Genomic DNA, 18,578 nt, shown 5'->3' with positions numbered 1-18,578 from the left:
CTCCAACGGTGACCAATCACGAAAGTTCCAAACTATAAGCCAACGCTCTGAATTTGTAATGATTTTCCCGTTTGGCTTGCGGAACAGATATGGGACGTCAGTCAGAAATTGAATGCAGTGATGGTGATCGAATGAGTCAACTCGTTGCCGGCCCTGCGGCGTTGAGTAAGGTTGCAATCGCGGTGACCAGTTGCGCAGGGGCATACGGTTTCGCGACCATAATACTGTTCGGCACCCCTCGTGCAGTCCATTCTGGACTATGCTCACCGCTGACATAGACAACCGGCAACTCCGGACGGGTTTCGCGAGCGAGCCGTGCTACGTCCCATCCGTTAGGACCGGTCCCCAAATTGATGTCTGTGACCAATGCCACCATCTCGCCGTTGTTGATTTCCGCAACTGCTGATCGTCCATCATTCGCCGTGAAGATGTCAAAGCCAGCCTCTCTTAAGATAGTCTCAGTTTCCATCAACAATAATGCATCGTCTTCGACCACGAGTATTCGTGGCTTGGCTGCTTCGTTCATGGATCACCCGCTCGTGAAAAGTCGTATTATTCGACCTGGGCAGGCAACGCGGATTCATTAAGGTATGTTCCGTATCATTTACGTCAATCGCTCAAAAAGCCTGGTACTTAATTGGTTGAACGATCAATTCCGGTGTTCAACTTGGGAGAAACGCAGCCTGGCCTCCGACTACAACAAGGAAGCGGCCGCTCGGGATCAAGCGTGCGGCCGCTTCTTTTGAAACGCGATTTTCGGGATCAGCGCCTCCCTCTTAATACTGTTCGGCAGTTAAAACTTTGTTGCCTGCTACTGGATATAGTCCGTTAACCCTCACTTAAGTTGCTACTACACGCATCTGCGAAAATTCAATTTCGGTTAGCAACTGAGCCCTACGATTGATCGGAGGTTTGATAGGAGAGTGGCATGCGACTTTGGTCACTGGGGCAGAAATGCTCGAATACTTTCGGAAGATTCACGAAAGACCGGGCTGGCAATTTTGCAATGGCATTCGCCATTATCAGCGTACCCTTGCTGGGGGGGATGGGCGTCGCGTTTGACTACACCATGGCTTTGAATACCCACCGTGAAATGCAGAGTAGCCTGGACGCCGCGCTCGTGGCTGCAATCAAACAGATCGAAGCCAAGAACAAAGACGAAAAGTCCATTCGAACTCATATGGAAAACTGGTTGGCGGCTGAGGCCCAGTCAGGCAGCAAGTACCAACTCGATACCAAGACTATCGTTATTGACTTCGGCGGTCAGGACATCACCGCCACGGCGCAGGCAACCGTACCAACGAGTTTCCTTAAAATTCTCGGTGTGGACACCGTGCCCGTCTCAGTACAGGCGAGCGTGCTTGGCGGTGCGGACATCGTCACTAAGACTGCTTTTTCCTTGTACCTGGTGCTTGACCGATCCGGTTCTATGGATTCCCCGACGACCACCGCCTATACGACGACATGCATGAACGCGAGCAACAAGCCTTATCTTTGCACCAAGGTCTATAAAAAGATCGAAGCCCTAAAACTGGCTACCTCCGACCTCCTCACTCAGTTCGTCGATGTCGACCCGGACCTCAAATATGTTCGAACAGGCGGCGTCTCCTACAACAACGCCATGCAGACGCCGTCCAACCTTGATTGGGGGACCTCCGCAATCCTGCAATATGTGAAGGCTCTGACGGCGACGGGCACCACGAACTCTGGCGAGGCGATGGAAGAGGCCTACGAGAGCCTGAAGGACTCTGACGAGGACAAGGCGCACAAAGACAAGAACGGCACAAAAAAGCCTGACAAATACATCGTTCTCATGACTGATGGTGAGAACAACGTAAGCGGGGCAGACGCAAAGACGAAAAAATATTGCGATAAGGCGAAGACACAAAAAATGACGGTATATTCCATCGCCTTCATGGCGCCACCTGCTGGAGAGGCACTGCTAAAATACTGCGCCACATCCCCCGCACACTATTTCTCTGCCGACAACACCAAGGAACTCGTCGCTGCGTTCAAACTGATTGGCGCTACGGCGGCGAAAACGCTCGTGAGACTGACGAATTGACGCCCAGCACATCTTAACGGTTGCCGCCTGTTCATGTAACGGCGGCATTGAGAACTCAGCGACAGTGCGCACGGCGGCTAGAAGAGACAGATTTTGTTCGTTGGTAACGTTGATCATCAAGGTGTAGATATCTTCATTTTGAAGGATTCGACTCTTCAGGACATCAGCCAATACCTCAACAGCTTATGGGTGCGCTTTCCAGGTTTGGATGTCGGAGCCGCCTTGGGCATCACGAACATTCCTACCACGCGTCTTTCAAGGGTTGCGCGACACGGCGGATCGGTGAGTGACGGCCAGCAATGCAGTTTTTTACTCGGCATAAGAAACGTGCACTCAGCTGAACGTTGTCACCGTCCAGCTGGTGCTTTACCTGTACTACCGGCCTTTACTGGAAGACTTCGAGCCGCCCTTGGACTCGCCCCCAGAGCTTTTGCTGCTTGAGCTCTTGCTGCCGGAACTGCTCGAGCCTGACTTGCCGTCAGCATTCTTGTGGCTTTGCTCGCCCGCTTTAACATGCTGTTCGTGTGTACCGCCTTGATTTGCCATATTCGTATACTCCGTTGGTTTTCGACCACATGGCCGAAAAAGTAACACGCTCCAGTTCCTAAGGTTTCGGTACGGAAACGGACAGTTTGCGATGACTCGTCGTTACCGATGTATGGAATTTGTTCTGGCAGTCGCAGTTGGTAACCCAGGAGACCCCCACGACGCTACGTCACTTCACCGTGATAGCTGACACGACTGTTGCAAAGGAACAGGTGCAGTTCGACTAGGCTTGGAATTTGCAATGTGTGAGGCCCGAAGCCTTCTGACGGACTTGGCCCGAGAGCGCCTTCATGATTACGGGGGACTCCTTGCAGCGCTCGGTCGCCGCTTGCTCCTAAAATTGTCGCAGGGGCGAGTGCTGCCTACGCCCTTTTCCCGATCGACCTCACAACCCGACTTCATTCCGGTGTCCGCTCTCGACGACCTCCCGAGCGGAGCCGAGCAATCGGCGCCGCCTATTCGAGTCCAACAAGGAGTAGTGCAATGAACAGGATTATCTGGATTATTGGTGCGATCGTGATTGTTGTGGCGATCTTGGGCTTTTTCGGCCTTCGCTAAGACTGCCAAAGTAGTTGCTTGGCTTCTTGCTCGGGTGACATTCTCGGGCAAGATCTGCCGCCAGCCCGGCGAACATAGCCACCCACGTGGCACTACGTCTTAGGTCCGAAACTCCCGTGTGTCGGGCAGATCTATTCTTGCCAAAATCTTACCCTCTTTATCACAAACCTGCACTGACATTTCTTTCACGAGATCTGGCTGATTCCGCATCGCCGAGGAAACGAGCGCCGCTTCCCTGTGAGCTTCCTCAACCGCGGCCGGAAGACCCGGCAACTCGATTCCTGTACGATCGTTGATAATTGGAATTCCATCACGAACATTGAAATAGAATCGCGGCATGCTTGCCCTCTCTCTGAGTGGAGGGAATTACCCAGACGCGAAGATAGTTCCGGGCGCTATCTGACGGATCCTCAATGCTCTGTTTGCGAGGCTTGGCTGAACCGCTCTTTTGCCGCACGAACGCAGTGCGCATAGAGCCCATCAGTGTCCACAATCCCACCCTGATAGGCGTGGATCACAATCAGCCCGAATTGCTTGAGCGTCGGAATATCATCTTTAAACCAGGCGTCCTTCGCAACCCGCTTAAAGACGGACTGCACGACTTCGAACTCCGCAGGCACAAACGCTCCCGTGTATTTTGCCATACCCCCAGCCCCAAATCACTGCGATCCCTCGAATATTCACTCTATGGCGAGGTTATCAAATTAAATTCCGATATTGCGGTTGTTCGGTACGTTATCGCACTTAGAAAATCTTTGTCCGACCATTAGCCCGGTCTGGCTCGGCGACAGGGGGTAACAGCAATGGGAGCGGGGCAGCCTTCCTCACCCTGCGCGCATGCACCCGGTCGTGAACCATCGAATACCGCACGAGGAGATTGCTCTGGATGGTCACGTCGTCGTAATCACAATGCGGATAATCTGAAGGGAGTGGCCGACGCGATCAAGAACATGTGCGAGCCGTTCCTCTGCAATATTGTTTTTTTTCTGTAGACTGGCCTCTCGTTACGAAAAAGGGCCCGCCAAACCAGCGGACCCCTTATTTATGGGTGACTTACAGCGGCCGCTTGTCGGTCAAATCGCGTTCGTCTTCGATTTCGACCTCGGTCTTGCGGACGCTGTCTGAAACCGTTTGCTCGCGCTGTTCTGCGGTTTTGCGCAGGGCGATCTCCTCGACCACGCGAGCTTCCTTGGAAATAACCGCCTCCTCGTGGCGCTCTTCGGCTTCGATAGTGCGGTCCTGGAACGCTGTCTCAGTGCCATCCAGTGCGCGATCAACCGGACGGCGCTCGATCGTGACGTTCTCGTCACGCAGCGACACGCTTTCCGAAACAGGTGTTTCCACGGTATAGGCGCGAACCTTGACCCGGCCGGCGGTGACGTCACGCTTGCCGACCCGAAGCTCTTCTTCCACGACGGGGATGACTTCTTCATCGCCACGGCCGGTGGTCAGCGAGCCCGTGCTATTGAATGCGTCCTTCGTGGAAGACGCTCCCGAATAGGTCTCGGGGCTCCAGCCCTCAGCCTTCCAGCTCTCGACCCGTTCGTCGAGATCAACGGTACCTTCGTCATCAAGGATATCGAGGGCGGTGTCGTAGAGGGAGGCGTCAAGGCCGCTCACAGTGACCAGATAACCGCCGCGGCGGAGACCCTCACTGTACATGGCCCGGTCATCGTCGGGAAAAAAGAAATCCTCGAGCGAAGCCCAGAAGCCTTTGTCATTGGTGGACTGGGGTACCTGCGCATTGCCGTCGCCCCCTTCGACGAGACGAACGTTGGCGGAATCGACCCCAGCCTCAACCAGGCGTTGGACAGCGGAGGCTGCGTCGTCGCGGTCTTCAAAAAAGGCGCTCAGTGTCGAAGGTGCATTGGAAGTAAGGGTGGATGAAGTGACGGGTTCGTTATAGGCGGTCATGGGGTTTTCTCCGTTTCGGTAGGGGTGGGGGTCCGCTCAACCGCGGCTTTCTGGTGACGCAGCTGGACGGGAATTTCGACTTTTTGCGAGGATCGGATCTTGGTAAGATGGATTTCTTCGACAAGGAAAACACGTTTTTCGACAACGAGCCGTTCTTCATAAACCGGGATAATCGTCGTAACGCCCTCTACTCGAGGGCCCGGCATTTCAGTAACTTCCCGGTCAAAGGGAACGCGCACGACATCGACTTTTTCGCTTTCCAGCCCCGCATAGACGGTTTCCTGGGTAAGTTCGGTTTGAGTGGTCACTCGGACTTTGCCGTCGGACACCAAGCGGGTGCTGATCGACGCGGTCTCAGAAATCACAGGAATTTTGTCGATGTCCGTCATGGGGTTCCTAACGTGGCGCAAAGGAACGAGAGGACTGAACTATGGTTCCCGTTGTCGCAGCATGACGCTGGTCAACGCGGCCTCATTTCGATGACGTTGATAGGACCGGCGCCTCCCAAATGAACAAGACGTATATCTTTGGTACGCAGACGCATGTCTCTTCTTTATCGTCCCGTGGCTTTTCCTTCCTCCGAGCGCGAACGGATTAGCAAGTGCAGGAGTGAATTCCCGGTATTTCGCCGACGGCGTGCAATGGGCGCGCTGAGCGAGACCTGCCGTACGCTAGAAGTATTGGTTATTTTTTAATTCGATTGGATGACACGCACGGGAGGGGCATCTCGTCGCTCTTCGGACGGTTCAGCCGATTCAAAGACAATTCCAGGGCCGGCGCCGACTTCGTCCTGGCCGTCTTGAGTAACTGGAGGATTGACTTCATTCTTGGCGAAGATGCGAAGCGTATTGATCTCCTCATTTCTTTCGATAATGACGTGGGACACATCTATTTTCTTGAGTGTCCAGCCTTCAACATTCTCCCCTTCTCGAACCGAGTAACGCGTTGTTCCGCTTGATATACTCGCCACGGCGCCATCCGGTCCAAAGGTCACGCCTAGCAGTTTGAACTCGAGGGTAGGTTCAAGGCTCTCAGCAGGCTCGACCGCCGTCGTCAATCGCTTTTCTGACGTCGGCCGTCGAGCAGACGAGAATAATGGCCGTTCCGCGAAGGCTTTCAGATCAGACGCCGTTGTCGCCGACAATGGGTTTAGCGCCTGGTCATTGCTCTCGTTCAGTTTCTCCTGTGCCAGAACAGCAGCAGACGACAAAAGAAATGACGCGACCATGGAGAAACGCAGATTTGGTCTCATGGTCCGGCGACCTTCCAGCGGCCAGTGGCTTCCATATCGACGCGAAGGGCCTCCTTGCCAATGACGCTGTCGTCGCTCGTCAGCCGCCGGACAGAGAGATGATTGATAAAAACCAACGGCAGCCCGCTCTCGAGCCTGTGCAGCAGCTCGAGAAGGCCAGGGTTATCGACGCTGAAGCTCGCTTTAATCCCAATGTTGTCCCCCACAGTCGGGTCCGAATTGTCTTCAGGCTCCGACGCCACGGTCTCGATAAGTTTGCCGGACACGTCGGCGATCGACTTCACCAGATAGGTCTGCAGGTTGGCGCTTGCGAGCGTTGCAGATTCTCCTGCAACGTATACGTGAGACAGGTCGAGCGGTTTGCCGTCTTTCGCGGGCATCGTGAGGCGCCGCATCAATGCGGATAGTTGGAATTCCTTCTCGCTTGCAACCAATGCATTGTCACCCAACTGAAACATGTTGACAATGCTGAGCGTCAGCAGCACTGCCGGAACTCCGAAGAATAGCAGCAAGGCAAGTAATCGTGAACGAGAGCTTCGTGCGGCGGTGGTCATGGGGCCGCCGCCTTTGTTTTTGTCACGTAAGACGCGGTTATCTCAAATCTATCCCTGCCGTCGTCCTGACGTGTAACGGGCGCCACGAACTTCGCTTGGAAAAATTGAGGATCATCCTCCAACAGTTTAATGAGGTTGGATGCTTCGATCGAGCTCCCTGCGATGCGCATTTCCCCCGGTTCGATCGCCAGTCCATCAAGAAACGTATTGTCAGGCAGGATTGCCGCGAGACGATCGATCAGAAAAAACCGAGCCTCCTCAGGACTCTTCATGGCGATGAAAGCGAAATCTCTCTCGCGTTCCACGCTCGAGCCCGATGCCTGAACGAGCCGATTGCGGGCTTTGGCCAAGGTGGCATCCAGCTCGGAAATTCGCTGCTCGCTTTGGGATAACGCATAGAAGGACGCACCACATGCAAAGGCAGACGCGGTCAGGACAATGGTCGCGACCGAACCAATCGAGCGCCGTCTCCCACGTCGTGCGATGTCACTTTTGCCACCATAAAGATCAATGCTAAGCCGTTGATTAAGGGGGTCGTCGCCTGCGCCCAGCCTTGAAGGGGCGAGGCCGAACGGGGCAAGGCGATCAAGGCTTGCGGAGGCGATCGTCTTGGATGTCGCTGTAACATTGATATCCAGCTGACCATCGGGCCCAGGCTTTGTCGATATGGCGTAACCATACACGATAGCGTCCATGCGCCAAGGTGTGAGCCGATCAAGACGGCTTTCCACGATCTGAGCCGCAAGCTCGGCACCCGCAGCGGGAATCTTGAAATTGGCGAAAGTCACATGCGCGGATTGGAGACGCAGTTCCACATCAGTGCACTTGGCCGCTTTCAGTTTCTTGATCAGCGCTTCGTCAGGTGCAGGCCCCCGGCCGAGCAAGGCAATTTTCCGGCCAGAGACTTTATAGAAGGCAAGATTGTTGTCTTCGGATTCCACGACAACCAAGCGACGGCGTGGAGACATCCACACCACGGCTGGTTCCACAACGTCAATAAACGCCGATAGAGCAGACTTCAGCCAGTTTGAGGAAGAGGAAGTTTTCGCCGGCGCCGTCTTCGCTATGCCGGCAACAAGGTTGGCCTTCTTTGTAGGCCCGGGCAATACAGGCTTTACCGTCATTTCCATCGCATTACCCCGTCGCTCTCAACAACTCGTCGAGCGTCGTGAGACCTTGTCCACACTTTTCGAAGCCATCCTCAAACATCGACGTCATGCCACCCTTGCGGGCCATATCCGATATGACTTTCGGATCAGGATCCTTTCGGAGGACTTCTTGGATTTCTTCATCCGTTCGCAGGACCTCAAATATGCCGATGCGTCCGCGATACCCGGTTTGCCCGCAAGCGTCACAGCCGACGGCCCGAGAGAATTTCAGTTCTGATGCGATGTGCAGGCCGCGACTTCTTGCGAGAGCTGCTGCCGTATTGGCCGCCTTTTCATCACGCAACCTGCAACGCTCGCACAGCTTGCGCACGAGGCGTTGGCCCAGCACGCCACGCAGGCTTGAAGCAAGCAAATAGGGCTCGACACCCATATCGATGAGGCGGATGACAGCATCGCTGGCGGAGTTCGTATGAAGAGTGGTCAGCACCAGATGACCTGTTAGGGCCGCTTGTACGCCGATGCTTGCGGTCTCCCGATCGCGCATCTCACCGACCATGATGACGTCTGGATCATGCCGTAGGAACGACCGCAAGGCGGTGGCGAAGGTCAGTCCGATCGAAGGCTTGATCTGGGTCTGGTGAATACCGGCGATCTGATATTCGATTGGATCTTCCACGGTCACGATCTTGCGCGACGGATCGTTGAGCATTGAGATCGCGGTCGCGAGCGTGGTGGTCTTTCCGCTTCCGGTCGGCCCCGTCACGACGACGATCCCGTTGGGTTCGGCCAATACGGCCCGAAATGACTGCTGATCCTTTGCATCCATGCCGATCCGATCGAGATCCAAGAGGCGGGTGTCACGGAGGAGGATGCGTAACACGGCGGTCTCGCCATACATGTTAGGCATGACGGCGACGCGCAGATCGGCCTCGGTATTTCCGATCTTGAGGTTTGATCTGCCGTCTTGCGGGAGCCGCCGGTCGGCAATATCAAGGCCGGCGAGAATCTTGAGCCGGGATATCACCGGGGCCGCCATAGTAAGCGGCAACCTTTGATCGCGGCGAAGATAGCCGTCCACGCGCATGCGAACCTGGAGCTGATCGCGTTCCGTCTCCAAATGAACATCGGTGGCGCCGATGCTCACGGCTCGCTCCAAGATTTCGTCGATGATACGCACGACCGGTGCGCCACGCGCGAGATCCTGCATAGCCTGCTCGGTCTCGGAGAATGGGTCCGACGTGCCGGTTTGCTCTTCGATAATCACGCCGGTCGTGGCGTTCGCGCGATCGACAACGCGCTCGAAGAGCAATTCCACTTCCTCGAAGGAAATAACTCTCAGTGCCGGCGGAACGCCAAGTGCCAACGATACGGCCTTGATAGCGTCGAGACGGGTGGGGTCGGCCAAGGCCAACGAAACGGTACCGGCATCATTGTATGGATAAGCGAACGCTTCTCTCAAATATCGATGGGACAGGTCGTCAGTGAGAGGAGCAAGGCGAGATAGCTCATCGAAACTTGTGCGAGGAATCGCATGAAACTCGGCAATGGCATCGGCTATTTCGCCTGCACTTGCCGTTCCGGAGCGCCAGATCTGCTCGATCGAATATTCGTCTCCCTCAAGAAAATCAAAAGTTTTATTCGCAGACGGGCGACTTCTTAGATAGTCTAAGAAAGTAATTCCTTCGCTTATGTGTCCATATTGATTGAACATCATGCTTCCGTCAGAGCTATATTTTTCTGGTTCTGGATCGTGTGCGCGACCGTGCAGATCGCGCCATTCATGTCACCAACAGCAAGGCTCTGTCAATCCGGGCGAGAAGACGAGGGAAGCAGGAACGGCAATCGAAAAAATAATATCTATTAACATCAATGCGTTACGAAACTTTGTTCTAAACCTTGGACCATTTCGATACGTTTTTAAGGATTTGTTGAAACTTTTCCGATGACGCCGCCGTACCTGTTGGCGTGAGGGAGAAGCAATCTTTTCACATATCGCTCAGGACTGCCTGAAGCGTCGATGTTCTTTGTTGTTCTACAGCAAGGAAGCGGGTTCATTGTCTTTTATTCGGACAATGCTTTTTGAATGTCGACTTACGGCTGAGGAGGCGAGCTAGCATGCAAAGACACTCAATCCATCCAATATGGGAGTAGCCCAATGTCGACCATCTTCTCTGAGAACTCCGTTGATCTGAAAAAAATCGATATGCAGGCGGGCCGTCGCGCCTTCTTGAAGTCTGCCGGTCTTCTGGCGGCCGGCGCCGCCACGATCGGCCTCGTGGGCGGCACGCCGAATGTTGCGCAAGCCGCGGTGACCGATCCCGACATTCTCAACTTTGCTCTCAACCTCGAATACCTCGAGGCTGAATTCTATCTGATCGCTGCGTTTGGTCGCCGGCTTGCAGCGGGTGACACCACCGGCACCGGGACGCTCGGCGCGGTGACGGGCGGCAAGAAGGTCGATTTCAACTCCAAGCTCATCAAGGAGTACGCACAGGAAATCGCCAACGACGAGGAAGCACACGTCAAGTTCCTGCGTTCGGCACTCTCGTCCTCCGCCGTCGCACGACCGGATATCAATCTCAATACGAGCTTCACCGCTGCCGCACGTGCCGCGGGCTTGATCAAGAACAATCAGAAGTTCAACGCCTTTGCGAATGAAGACAACTTCCTGCTTGCTGCCTTCATTTTCGAAGACGTCGGCGTGACGGCTTACAAGGGTGCGGCAAGATTGATCAGCAACCCGGACATCCTCGAAGCCGCTGCCGGTCTGCTCGCCGTCGAGGCCTATCATGCCGGTGAAATTCGCACGCTGCTCGCTTCCAAGGGCTTCTTCGATCAGGCACGGGCGATTTCCGACGCACGCGATTCGCTCGACGGCGACACGCAAGTCGATCAGGGCATCGGCAACAAGAACAAGGTCAATATCGTCCCGACCGACGCCAACGGCCTCGCTTTCAGCCGCACTCCCGACCAGGTCCTGAATGTTGTCTATCTCGGCGCGGAGCCGAGCAATGCCAGCTTCTTCCCGAGCGGCGTCAACGGCACGATCGGTAGCGCCTAACTCAGATCCGGGCCTCAGCCCGATCACGGACGGCCCATTGCGATGGGCCGTTCGAAGCTCGTGACGTCATTGGGTAGTTATGGGAGGTGCAAGCTCCAAAGTGCTGAAACAATCATGGGTTCTGATTGCTACGCTCTTGGTCGTGAATTTGTTGATGTCTGGCTGCCAAGGCAGTGGTATCGACGGCAAGGAAGATTCGACCTTCATCGACGGCGTGTTTGGCGACGTCAAAGCGCGCGAAGCTCGCAAGGCGAGAGACGCCGGTGTCTTTTCGACGGCCGATCGACGCTCCGATTCTCGGAGCAGAAGTGAAAACTATTTGCCGGATGCCAGCGGGATCACCCCCGTTGATTCTGACGATACGGCAACTGCCGGCGAGTACACGCTCAATTTCGACAATGTTGACGTGAAGGACGTCGTCAGAGCCGTCCTCAACGATGCGCTCAAGGTGAATTACACCATCAACGGCGATGTCTCTGGTCCCGTTACGATATCTTCGGCGCGACCTGTCAGCCGCGAGGCGCTTCTCAAATCGCTTGAGTCTTCGCTCGCCGCCTTCGGCTTCTCGCTGGTAAAATCCGGCAACGGCTACCGGGTTACTGCCACCGACACATCGGCTGGCACCATCGACAATGGCCGCAAGGTCCGTGCGGGCTTTGGCGTGTCAATCGTCCCGCTCAGATATCTGCCGGCATCGTCGGTTATGGACCTTCTCAACGGGTTTGTCGGACAAGCAGACGGGCTGCGTATTAATGCGTCTGGCAACAGCATAATAGTTCGCGGTAGCGGGCCCCAGCGCACCGAGGTGGTCGAGGCAATCATGTCCTTCGACGCGGACTTCATGCAGAACCAGCGGGTGTCCATATTTCGGCTGGTCCAGGCGCGGCCCGAGGACGTTGTTCCCGAGCTTGAGCGCATTTTCAATGTGAAGGGCGACAATAGCCTCATCCAGTTCAGGGTGGTCAGCCGCATTCGCGGCATTATGGCCATCTCGAAAAATCCGGCCCTGATACGACGCGCCGACACGTGGGTTCGCCGGCTGGATCAGCAGGATTCCGCAACGGGCCAGAACGTCGTGATCTACAAAGTCAAATATCGCAAGGCGGAGGAGCTGGCGAAAGTCGTCGCCGGACTTTTCGGCGTAGGAGCCAATACCAACACGCCTGCCAAGCCAGCGCCAGTGCCGCAACTCGATCAGCCTGGCGAAGACCAGAATGCCGGTCAGGACGATGCCGCAGACAAAGCAAATGCGCCTGCCCCCGTAGACCGCATTGCATCGGCGTTCGGCGATGACGCGCAAACGGATAGTGGGCTGCCCAATGTGGTGGATCTCACTTCGAACGCCCGCGAGGCTTCCACTCTGCGGATCAGCGCCGACGCGTCCAATAACTCTGTGGTCATCTATGGTGACGGAGACCACACAGAGCAGGTCGTCGCAACCCTGAAGAAACTGGACTCCACTCCGGTGCAGGTCGCCATCAACGTGACGATTGCCGAGGTTCGCCTGACCGAAGATCTGAAATATGGCGTTCAGTATTTTCTCAAGAGCAAACAGTTGGGACTGGGCAAGGACAATGGCTCGCTCAGCCTGATAGACCGTGCCGGCAATTCGATTCGGAAACAGACGCCCGGGCTCAATTTCGTCGGCGGAGCTGACGCCAACCCCGATGTTATCATCTCAGCGCTCAACGTGCTGACGGATGTCGAAATTCTGTCGTCACCATCTCTGGTCGTCATCGAGAACCAGACAGCGACGCTACAGGTCGGCGACGAAGTGCCGATCACCACGCAACAGTCCCAAAGCGTGGAAAACAGCTTGGCGCCCGTGGTCAACCAAGTGCAGTTCCGGGAAACCGGCATCATCCTGAATGTCACGCCGCGCATCAGCCAGACGGATGCGGTGACCATGGATATCGTTCAGGAAATATCCAGCGTGGCGAGCGGGGCAAACACTCTCACACCAACAATCTCCAAGCGAAGCATTCGCACCCAGATTTCGGTGAACGATCAGCAGACTGTGGTGCTCGGTGGCCTGATCAGCGCCAATTCTCAAAAGTCGAAAAGCGGTGTGCCTTTGCTGATGAAGCTCCCGCTAGTCGGCGACATGTTTGCCAACACTGCCAAGACTAAGGGACGCAACGAGTTGATCGTGCTCATACGGCCCGTCATCATCCGCGATGCGCAAGATGCGGCTGATGTGGCCGAGAGCCTGCGATCGCAGATGTCCGTCATCAACGACCGGAGCACTACCAAATGGTAAGGTCGCTCAATGCCGTCGAACTCCTCGCGATCATGGCGGCAGGCCTGTTGGGGTCGCTTATGTTGGTCGACGGTGGGATTTCCGACTCGTGGTTTTCGGTCGCGGTTATGTTCGTCACCGCCATGGCCATATGGATTGCCGTGCGGGATTTCCGGGACTTCATAATTCCCGATGGTCCGCTAATCGCACTAGCAATGACAGGTGCGCTGATGCGTCTGGCTGGCACGCCAGACCCATGGCCTATTGAACTCGCATTCCTGCTTTTGGACGCGGTTGCATGCGGGGGTGTCTTCCTCGTCATCCGCGAGGTCTTTTTCCACCTGCGTGGCCATGATGGCATGGGGTTTGGCGACGTTAAGCTGGCTGCAGCCTCGGGCATCCTGCTTGGCTACGAGGGATTTGCCTGGTCCGTCTTCTCAGCGAGCGCTTTGGGTCTGATCTTCGCCATCGGCCTGACGACCATCAGACCTGACCAACGCATGGACCGCTTGCCCTTCGGTGCACTGCTTGCACCTGCCTGCTGGTCGATATGGGTCCTGAAAATGTCGGGTGTCATATGACCATTTTCGAATATAAGGCGCTCAATGCAAGCGGAAAGGTCCTTGAAGGGACGATCGAGGCCGCGACACCTGCGGACGTGCTCTCCCAGCTGGACAATGCCGGTATCACGCCACTGTCCATGCGCGAGACGAGCGCCAGTGGCGGCAGGAGTTGGCGGGAATGGCTGGCACCGGAACCGGGCGCAGAGGACATAACGGGTTTCACTGTTGATCTCGCGATGCTTCTCAAGGGCGGTGTTACGCTGAATGAGGCACTTGTCATCCTGACGCAAATGGAGACCCGGCGTTGGCTGGTGCGCCTGATACGACAGCTGCACACCGGACTTGCCGGCGGTAACAGCCTGTCAAAGGCCCTCCTGCAGCACCCGAAACTCTTCCCTCCGCTATATGTAAAGATGGTGGAAGTGGCCGAAGCGTCCGGCCGGCTTGAGCCTGCGCTTAACAGCATTGCGCAAGAACGGCGGAGAAGCGAGAGGCTTCGCAAACGTCTCATTTCGGCGATGGCCTATCCCGGCTTTCTCGCGGTTGCCGCAGTCGGCGTCCTCATATTCGTGCTTCTTTACATCATCCCGCAATTCGAAGGCGCGATAGCCGGCTTTCGCGACAAGATCAGTCCGTCGGCCCTGTTCGTCTTTCGCCTCTCGGAAACGTTCCGCGCCAACATCGACGTCATTGGCGGCATTGTGCTCGGGCTTCTCGTCGCCTTACTCATCATCAAACAATTCGGAAAAAAGCGCGCTCTTTGGCTCAGCCTGTTGTCACGGCTTCCATTCACACGGCAAGCAGTAACCTACCATATAACGCTTACCTTCTGCAGGACGCTTCAAATTCTGCTGGAGAACGGCGTCGATATCTCAACCTCCCTTCGCCTCATCCGCGGCATCAGCCCGCTGCCGGACACCATGCACAAGATCGACAACGTGATCGCGGAGGTCCGGGGCGGCAAACGCCTTTCACAGGCGCTTGCCCGGGAAACACTCCTGCCCGCCCATGTCGTGCAGATGCTGCGCATCGGGGAAGAGGCGGGGGATCTCGGCGCCAGCGCGGGCCGCGTCGCAGGCTTCTACGAGACCAAGCTCGACAGCCAGCTTGGACGGCTAACCGCCATTCTGGGACCGGCGCTGATGATGGGCGTGAGCCTTTTGATCGGCTGGCTGATCCTTTCCATCATGAGCGCACTGATGAGCATCAACGATCTCCTGGTTTGATCCAATGTATGGACCCAATGTCATGAAGACTGTGCTGAAGATTCAAAATCCTTACACTCCTATTCAGTCAAAGCGGGACAAGAGCGGTGGTTTCACGCTCGTGGAACTGCTCGTCGTGCTCGTCATTCTCGGCCTGGTCATGGGTCTGGTCGGTCCACGCGTACTCAACTATCTCACAAGTTCTCGGACGCGCGCTGCCGCTCTTCAGGTCACGTCATTCAAGTCATCGCTCGATCTCTTCTTCCTCGATGTCGGGCGATATCCGTCCAAGACCGAAGGACTGAAGGCGCTCGTCGAGAAGCCCGGATCGGCCGACAACTGGAACGGCCCGTATTTGCAGCAAGCTGCAGTCCCAACCGACCCATGGGGCAATGCCTACCAATACGCGGTTCCAGGCGCGAAAGGCCCGTATCGGATTTCCTCATTCGGTGCCGATGGCACTGCAGGAGGTTCGGGAAATGATGCCGATATCAGCACCGACTGACCGGGCGCCAAAGCGCGACAGCCAGTCAGGCTTCACTCTCCTCGAAGTCGTATTGGCCATGTTGATCATGAGCATGCTGGCGACACTTGCACTGCCGTATTTCCGGCCCGGCGCCAGCGTCGCCGTCGTGAAAGCCAAGGCATTCGAGATCGCTAGTCTTTTGCGAAGAGATCGCAATATTACCGCGCTTCTTGGAGGTGCCAGCAGCATATCCGTCAATACCAAGGAGGGCGTGATCGGATCCGAGCGGCTGCGTCAAAGCGTGCGCGTTCCCGATGGCGTTTCACTTCGAATTCTGCCGGAGGGATTGAGGAGCGTAAGCTTTTTGGCCGACGGAGGCTCATCCGGTGCCCGCATCATCCTCGCATCGCGAAGCTCGACAATCGCGATCGACGTTAATCGAGTAACGGCAGCGATCCGGATTGTGGGGATCGACCGATGAATGCAAAACCGTCAAGCGCCGGGCGATACAACGACCGCAACGGCTTCACAATGATCGAGGTACTCGTCGCTTTTATGGTGCTCGCGATCGGAACGTTTGCTGTCCAACAGGGGATAGTCTCATCGGCGTCTGGAACGGCAAAGGCCGAGGAAAGGGTGGGGGCCGAACTTGTCGCACGCAGCCTGTTAGGCGCCCCACTTGGAACTGGACCAGTCGCCCTTCAACCACGCAGCGGGACCATGAACGGCTATCGCTGGCAGCTTAAGTTCAGCAATGTCGAACTCCCCTTCGCCAATTTAAATATACAGGATGGCAAACCTCCACGCTGGGCCCCCTTCCGGATGGTGGTCAGGGTTTCGGGGCCGCGTGGCTTGGATCTGACGATTGAGACGATCAGACTGGTCGGGGGATAGCTCATGATGCTCTGGCTCCATGGCAACATCATCCGTGGCAAGGCCCGAAGCGGCTTCCTGCTTGTTGAGTTGTTGGCAACAATGACGATCAGCGCGCTGCTTCTGGCGGCGCTGTTCTCGATTGCGTCACTGACCACGCGTATGTCCGGCCGCATCCAGCGGCAGAGCGAAAGCATCGAGAACGGCACATTGATACTGGCCGCGCTTTCGCGCGATATCGAGCGGGCCGCACCAATTCGCTGGGCGGGCAAGGATGCCGGACTTGTGTTCAATGGCGCCGAGCGAAGCATGGTCTTCGCCCGCGAGACAAAGTTCGCAGACGGCGGGACAAACTTGAATGCGATTCAGATCGATGGCGATCGCGGCTTCATCCGACGGGCGCCAGATATTCCGCCACAGGCGATATCGTTCAGCGACCTCGCCTTTGAACAGCCGGCGGCGATCTGGAGCGATGGATATGTAGTTACATTCGCCTATTATGGCAGGCTCCCGGATGGTCGAGAGGTCCTGACGACCGCCTGGGAAAACGCAAGTCAACTGCCGGTGGCCGTAAGGCTGACTCTATGGCGCGCCGACAAAACCAGATCGACGCTGAGGGTGAAGCTGGACACGGACGCTGAGCCGGGTTGCGGTTTCCCCGAAAAGGGCAGTTGCAGCCTGCGTCCAGGCGCAAAGCCAAGTGACAGAGCCGATGTAGTCCGCCCGGATAAATCGGGAGAAGGCGGATGATACGTCTGTCGAAGCACGGCGCTGACACGAACGGCTTTGTGTTGATCGCGGTCCTGACCGTTCTGACACTGTTATCTGCCATGGTCGTGGTCATGCTCGGCATGTCACGTGACTCGATCGACATCGCGGCTCTCTCGGGGATCGAGACCAAGCGGCAGGCCATGGTCCAGTCGGGGCTTTCGCTGGCGGCCTATGAGCTATTTCAACTCGGGCTTCCTCCTGAACGTGTGAGCGGGGGCCAGTTCCGGCTCAACGACGGCATGATCGCATTTACGGTCTCCACGGATACTGCAAAAGCCGACCTCAACGCGTCCGGCAAAGATCTGCTCGCTGCAGCCTATATGGCCGCAGGCCTCACCACATTGTCTCCGCAAGAATTCGCCGCGCGCGTGATCGACTGGCGGGATGAGAATGACGACATCAGCGCTGGCGGAGCGGAGGGACAGGACTATGTAAAGCTCGATTACCTTCCGCGTAACGGCCGCTTTCGCAGCGTTGACGATCTTCGATGGGTGATAGGTTTGTTTCCCGAGGATATCAAAGCCCTGCGGCGTTTCGTGACGGTCTACAATCCCCGTGGGCGGCTCAATGTCTTCGCGGCTCCTGCGTCAATGATTGCCGCGCTACCAAAGGTCGCGCCAGAGACTGTCGATGAAGTTCTCCAGGCAAGATCCACGCGGAGCGCCACGGCGACCGATACGCTCGATGATCTTCTCCTCGTGCAAGCTGCACTGATCGATGCAGCGCCGGCATCCACTTATCGGATTGGAATGGAGCTTCTGTCGAACGGTGAGGTCAATCCGCGGCGGACGGAAGCGGTTATCGCAGCCGGAACCTCTCCAGAGATTCCATTTCTTGTCTTGTACCGCTCTGGAGTCGAATAATGAGATTGTTCGCCGCTGCCTGGCTCATCGCTTTGTCTTCACAGCAAGTGATGGCGCAATCGGATTACGAGGTCTTTCGGCCGGTATCCTTCATCTGCCGCGATGGAGCGACTGGGACGACAGTGAAGATCGAAGAGAATGTGCTCGGCAATCGTAAAATGTACGAGATTGGCTATTTTCGAGATAAGCCGACATTGTTTGTCGTCTCGAAATCAAAAAGCGGACGCGCCTTCCAGCGGGTCGCTCTCATAGATCTCAGGTCGGAGCAAATTCCAGAGAACATTGAAGCGGCGCGCTACCTGAGCGCGGTGATGGCTCGCGATGCCGGTCGGTTTTGCAAAGGGTCGCGACGTGACGTGCTCGCGGCTCGCTATGAGTTGCAATCGAACCATTTTTTCAATCGATCGCATCCGAGATATAGGGGTAAGTGAGCATAAGATGCGAATAGAGCGGCGATGTTCGAAGGTGCGTGGCGCTCAATGGGCGAGTGCGTTGAGGACGCATCGACGACCCTCTGGGAAGAGGAACCTTTAGCAGGT

20 protein-coding genes are annotated in these 18,578 nt (G+C 56.2%); 11 read left to right on the top strand and 9 right to left on the bottom strand.

All coding sequences use genetic code 11. From position 1 onward, the window contains the following. Positions 1-136 precede the first annotated feature (136 nt). The gene (locus IHQ71_RS31795) at positions 137-526 is read right to left on the bottom strand and encodes a response regulator (protein WP_258163541.1); all 390 of its coding nucleotides are present in this window, start codon (positions 524-526) and stop codon (positions 137-139) included. Between the two features lie 480 nt (positions 527-1,006). On the opposite strand from IHQ71_RS31795, the gene IHQ71_RS31790 reads away from it, so the two are divergent. Beyond that, the gene (locus IHQ71_RS31790) at positions 1,007-2,065 is read left to right on the top strand and encodes a VWA domain-containing protein (protein WP_258163539.1); all 1,059 of its coding nucleotides are present in this window, start codon (positions 1,007-1,009) and stop codon (positions 2,063-2,065) included. A gap of 1,203 nt (positions 2,066-3,268) precedes the next feature. On the opposite strand, the gene IHQ71_RS31785 is transcribed toward IHQ71_RS31790, so the two are convergent. The 8 genes from IHQ71_RS31785 to IHQ71_RS31750 all read right to left on the bottom strand — a co-directional run bounded on the left by IHQ71_RS31785 (position 3,269) and on the right by IHQ71_RS31750 (position 9,712). Further along, positions 3,269-3,508, bottom strand: coding sequence for a DUF6894 family protein (locus tag IHQ71_RS31785; RefSeq protein WP_258163535.1), 240 nt, complete (start codon positions 3,506-3,508; stop codon positions 3,269-3,271). 71 nt (positions 3,509-3,579) lie between these two features. Continuing rightward, the gene (locus tag IHQ71_RS31780; RefSeq protein WP_258163534.1) at positions 3,580-3,813 is read right to left on the bottom strand and encodes a hypothetical protein; all 234 of its coding nucleotides are present in this window, start codon (positions 3,811-3,813) and stop codon (positions 3,580-3,582) included. Positions 3,814-4,222: 409 nt separating this feature from the next. Beyond that, the gene (locus IHQ71_RS31775; RefSeq protein ID WP_258163533.1) at positions 4,223-5,083 is read right to left on the bottom strand and encodes a YsnF/AvaK domain-containing protein; all 861 of its coding nucleotides are present in this window, start codon (positions 5,081-5,083) and stop codon (positions 4,223-4,225) included. Next, positions 5,080-5,472 (bottom strand): YsnF/AvaK domain-containing protein, encoded by a 393-nt coding sequence (locus tag IHQ71_RS31770; protein WP_258163532.1) that lies wholly within the window; start codon positions 5,470-5,472, stop codon positions 5,080-5,082. Before IHQ71_RS31770 ends, IHQ71_RS31775 begins: the two co-directional genes overlap by 4 nt. A gap of 302 nt (positions 5,473-5,774) precedes the next feature. Further along, positions 5,775-6,335 (bottom strand): type II secretion system protein N, encoded by a 561-nt coding sequence (locus IHQ71_RS31765; RefSeq protein WP_258163531.1) that lies wholly within the window; start codon positions 6,333-6,335, stop codon positions 5,775-5,777. Beyond that, a complete protein-coding gene (gene gspM, locus IHQ71_RS31760) occupies positions 6,332-6,889 on the bottom strand; it encodes a type II secretion system protein GspM (RefSeq protein WP_258163530.1) in 558 nt (185 codons plus the stop codon). The genes IHQ71_RS31765 and gspM overlap by 4 nt, the downstream gene beginning before the upstream one ends. Next, positions 6,886-8,019: a PilN domain-containing protein gene (locus tag IHQ71_RS31755; protein ID WP_258163529.1), complete on the bottom strand. Its 1,134-nt coding sequence runs from the start codon at positions 8,017-8,019 to the stop codon at positions 6,886-6,888. Before IHQ71_RS31755 ends, gspM begins: the two co-directional genes overlap by 4 nt. Before the next feature lie 4 nt (positions 8,020-8,023). Then, positions 8,024-9,712 (bottom strand): GspE/PulE family protein, encoded by a 1,689-nt coding sequence (locus tag IHQ71_RS31750; RefSeq protein WP_258163528.1) that lies wholly within the window; start codon positions 9,710-9,712, stop codon positions 8,024-8,026. Positions 9,713-10,153: 441 nt separating this feature from the next. On the opposite strand from IHQ71_RS31750, the gene IHQ71_RS31745 reads away from it, so the two are divergent. The 10 genes from IHQ71_RS31745 to IHQ71_RS31700 all read left to right on the top strand — a co-directional run bounded on the left by IHQ71_RS31745 (position 10,154) and on the right by IHQ71_RS31700 (position 18,470). Continuing rightward, positions 10,154-11,059, top strand: coding sequence for a ferritin-like domain-containing protein (locus IHQ71_RS31745; RefSeq protein WP_258163527.1), 906 nt, complete (start codon positions 10,154-10,156; stop codon positions 11,057-11,059). A gap of 100 nt (positions 11,060-11,159) precedes the next feature. Beyond that, a complete protein-coding gene (gspD, locus tag IHQ71_RS31740) occupies positions 11,160-13,319 on the top strand; it encodes a type II secretion system secretin GspD (RefSeq protein WP_258163526.1) in 2,160 nt (719 codons plus the stop codon). Then, on the top strand, positions 13,313-13,879 hold the full coding sequence (locus tag IHQ71_RS31735; protein WP_258163525.1) for an A24 family peptidase: 567 nt from the start codon (positions 13,313-13,315) through the stop codon (positions 13,877-13,879). The genes gspD and IHQ71_RS31735 overlap by 7 nt, the downstream gene beginning before the upstream one ends. Then, positions 13,876-15,087, top strand: a complete 1,212-nt coding sequence (locus IHQ71_RS31730; protein WP_258163524.1) for a type II secretion system F family protein — start codon at positions 13,876-13,878, stop codon at positions 15,085-15,087. The genes IHQ71_RS31735 and IHQ71_RS31730 overlap by 4 nt, the downstream gene beginning before the upstream one ends. Positions 15,088-15,109: 22 nt before the next feature. Next, positions 15,110-15,571, top strand: a complete 462-nt coding sequence (gspG, locus tag IHQ71_RS31725; RefSeq protein ID WP_258163523.1) for a type II secretion system major pseudopilin GspG — start codon at positions 15,110-15,112, stop codon at positions 15,569-15,571. Beyond that, complete coding sequence (locus IHQ71_RS31720) at positions 15,459-16,013, top strand: prepilin-type N-terminal cleavage/methylation domain-containing protein (RefSeq protein ID WP_308737995.1); 555 nt, start codon at positions 15,459-15,461, stop codon at positions 16,011-16,013. Before gspG ends, IHQ71_RS31720 begins: the two co-directional genes overlap by 113 nt. Next, positions 16,010-16,426 (top strand): prepilin-type N-terminal cleavage/methylation domain-containing protein, encoded by a 417-nt coding sequence (locus IHQ71_RS31715; RefSeq protein WP_258163522.1) that lies wholly within the window; start codon positions 16,010-16,012, stop codon positions 16,424-16,426. Before IHQ71_RS31720 ends, IHQ71_RS31715 begins: the two co-directional genes overlap by 4 nt. Before the next feature lie 3 nt (positions 16,427-16,429). After that, the gene (locus IHQ71_RS31710) at positions 16,430-17,155 is read left to right on the top strand and encodes a type II secretion system protein J (protein ID WP_258163521.1); all 726 of its coding nucleotides are present in this window, start codon (positions 16,430-16,432) and stop codon (positions 17,153-17,155) included. Further along, a complete protein-coding gene (locus IHQ71_RS31705; protein ID WP_258163520.1) occupies positions 17,152-18,039 on the top strand; it encodes a general secretion pathway protein GspK in 888 nt (295 codons plus the stop codon). Before IHQ71_RS31710 ends, IHQ71_RS31705 begins: the two co-directional genes overlap by 4 nt. Then, complete coding sequence (locus IHQ71_RS31700; RefSeq protein ID WP_258163519.1) at positions 18,039-18,470, top strand: hypothetical protein; 432 nt, start codon at positions 18,039-18,041, stop codon at positions 18,468-18,470. The genes IHQ71_RS31705 and IHQ71_RS31700 overlap by 1 nt, the downstream gene beginning before the upstream one ends. Positions 18,471-18,578: the final 108 nt, after the last annotated feature.

It is taken from the genome of Rhizobium sp. TH2, assembly GCF_024707525.1.
Lineage (GTDB): Bacteria > Pseudomonadota > Alphaproteobacteria > Rhizobiales > Rhizobiaceae > Rhizobium_E.
This window is presented reverse-complemented; position numbering and strand designations above follow the sequence as displayed.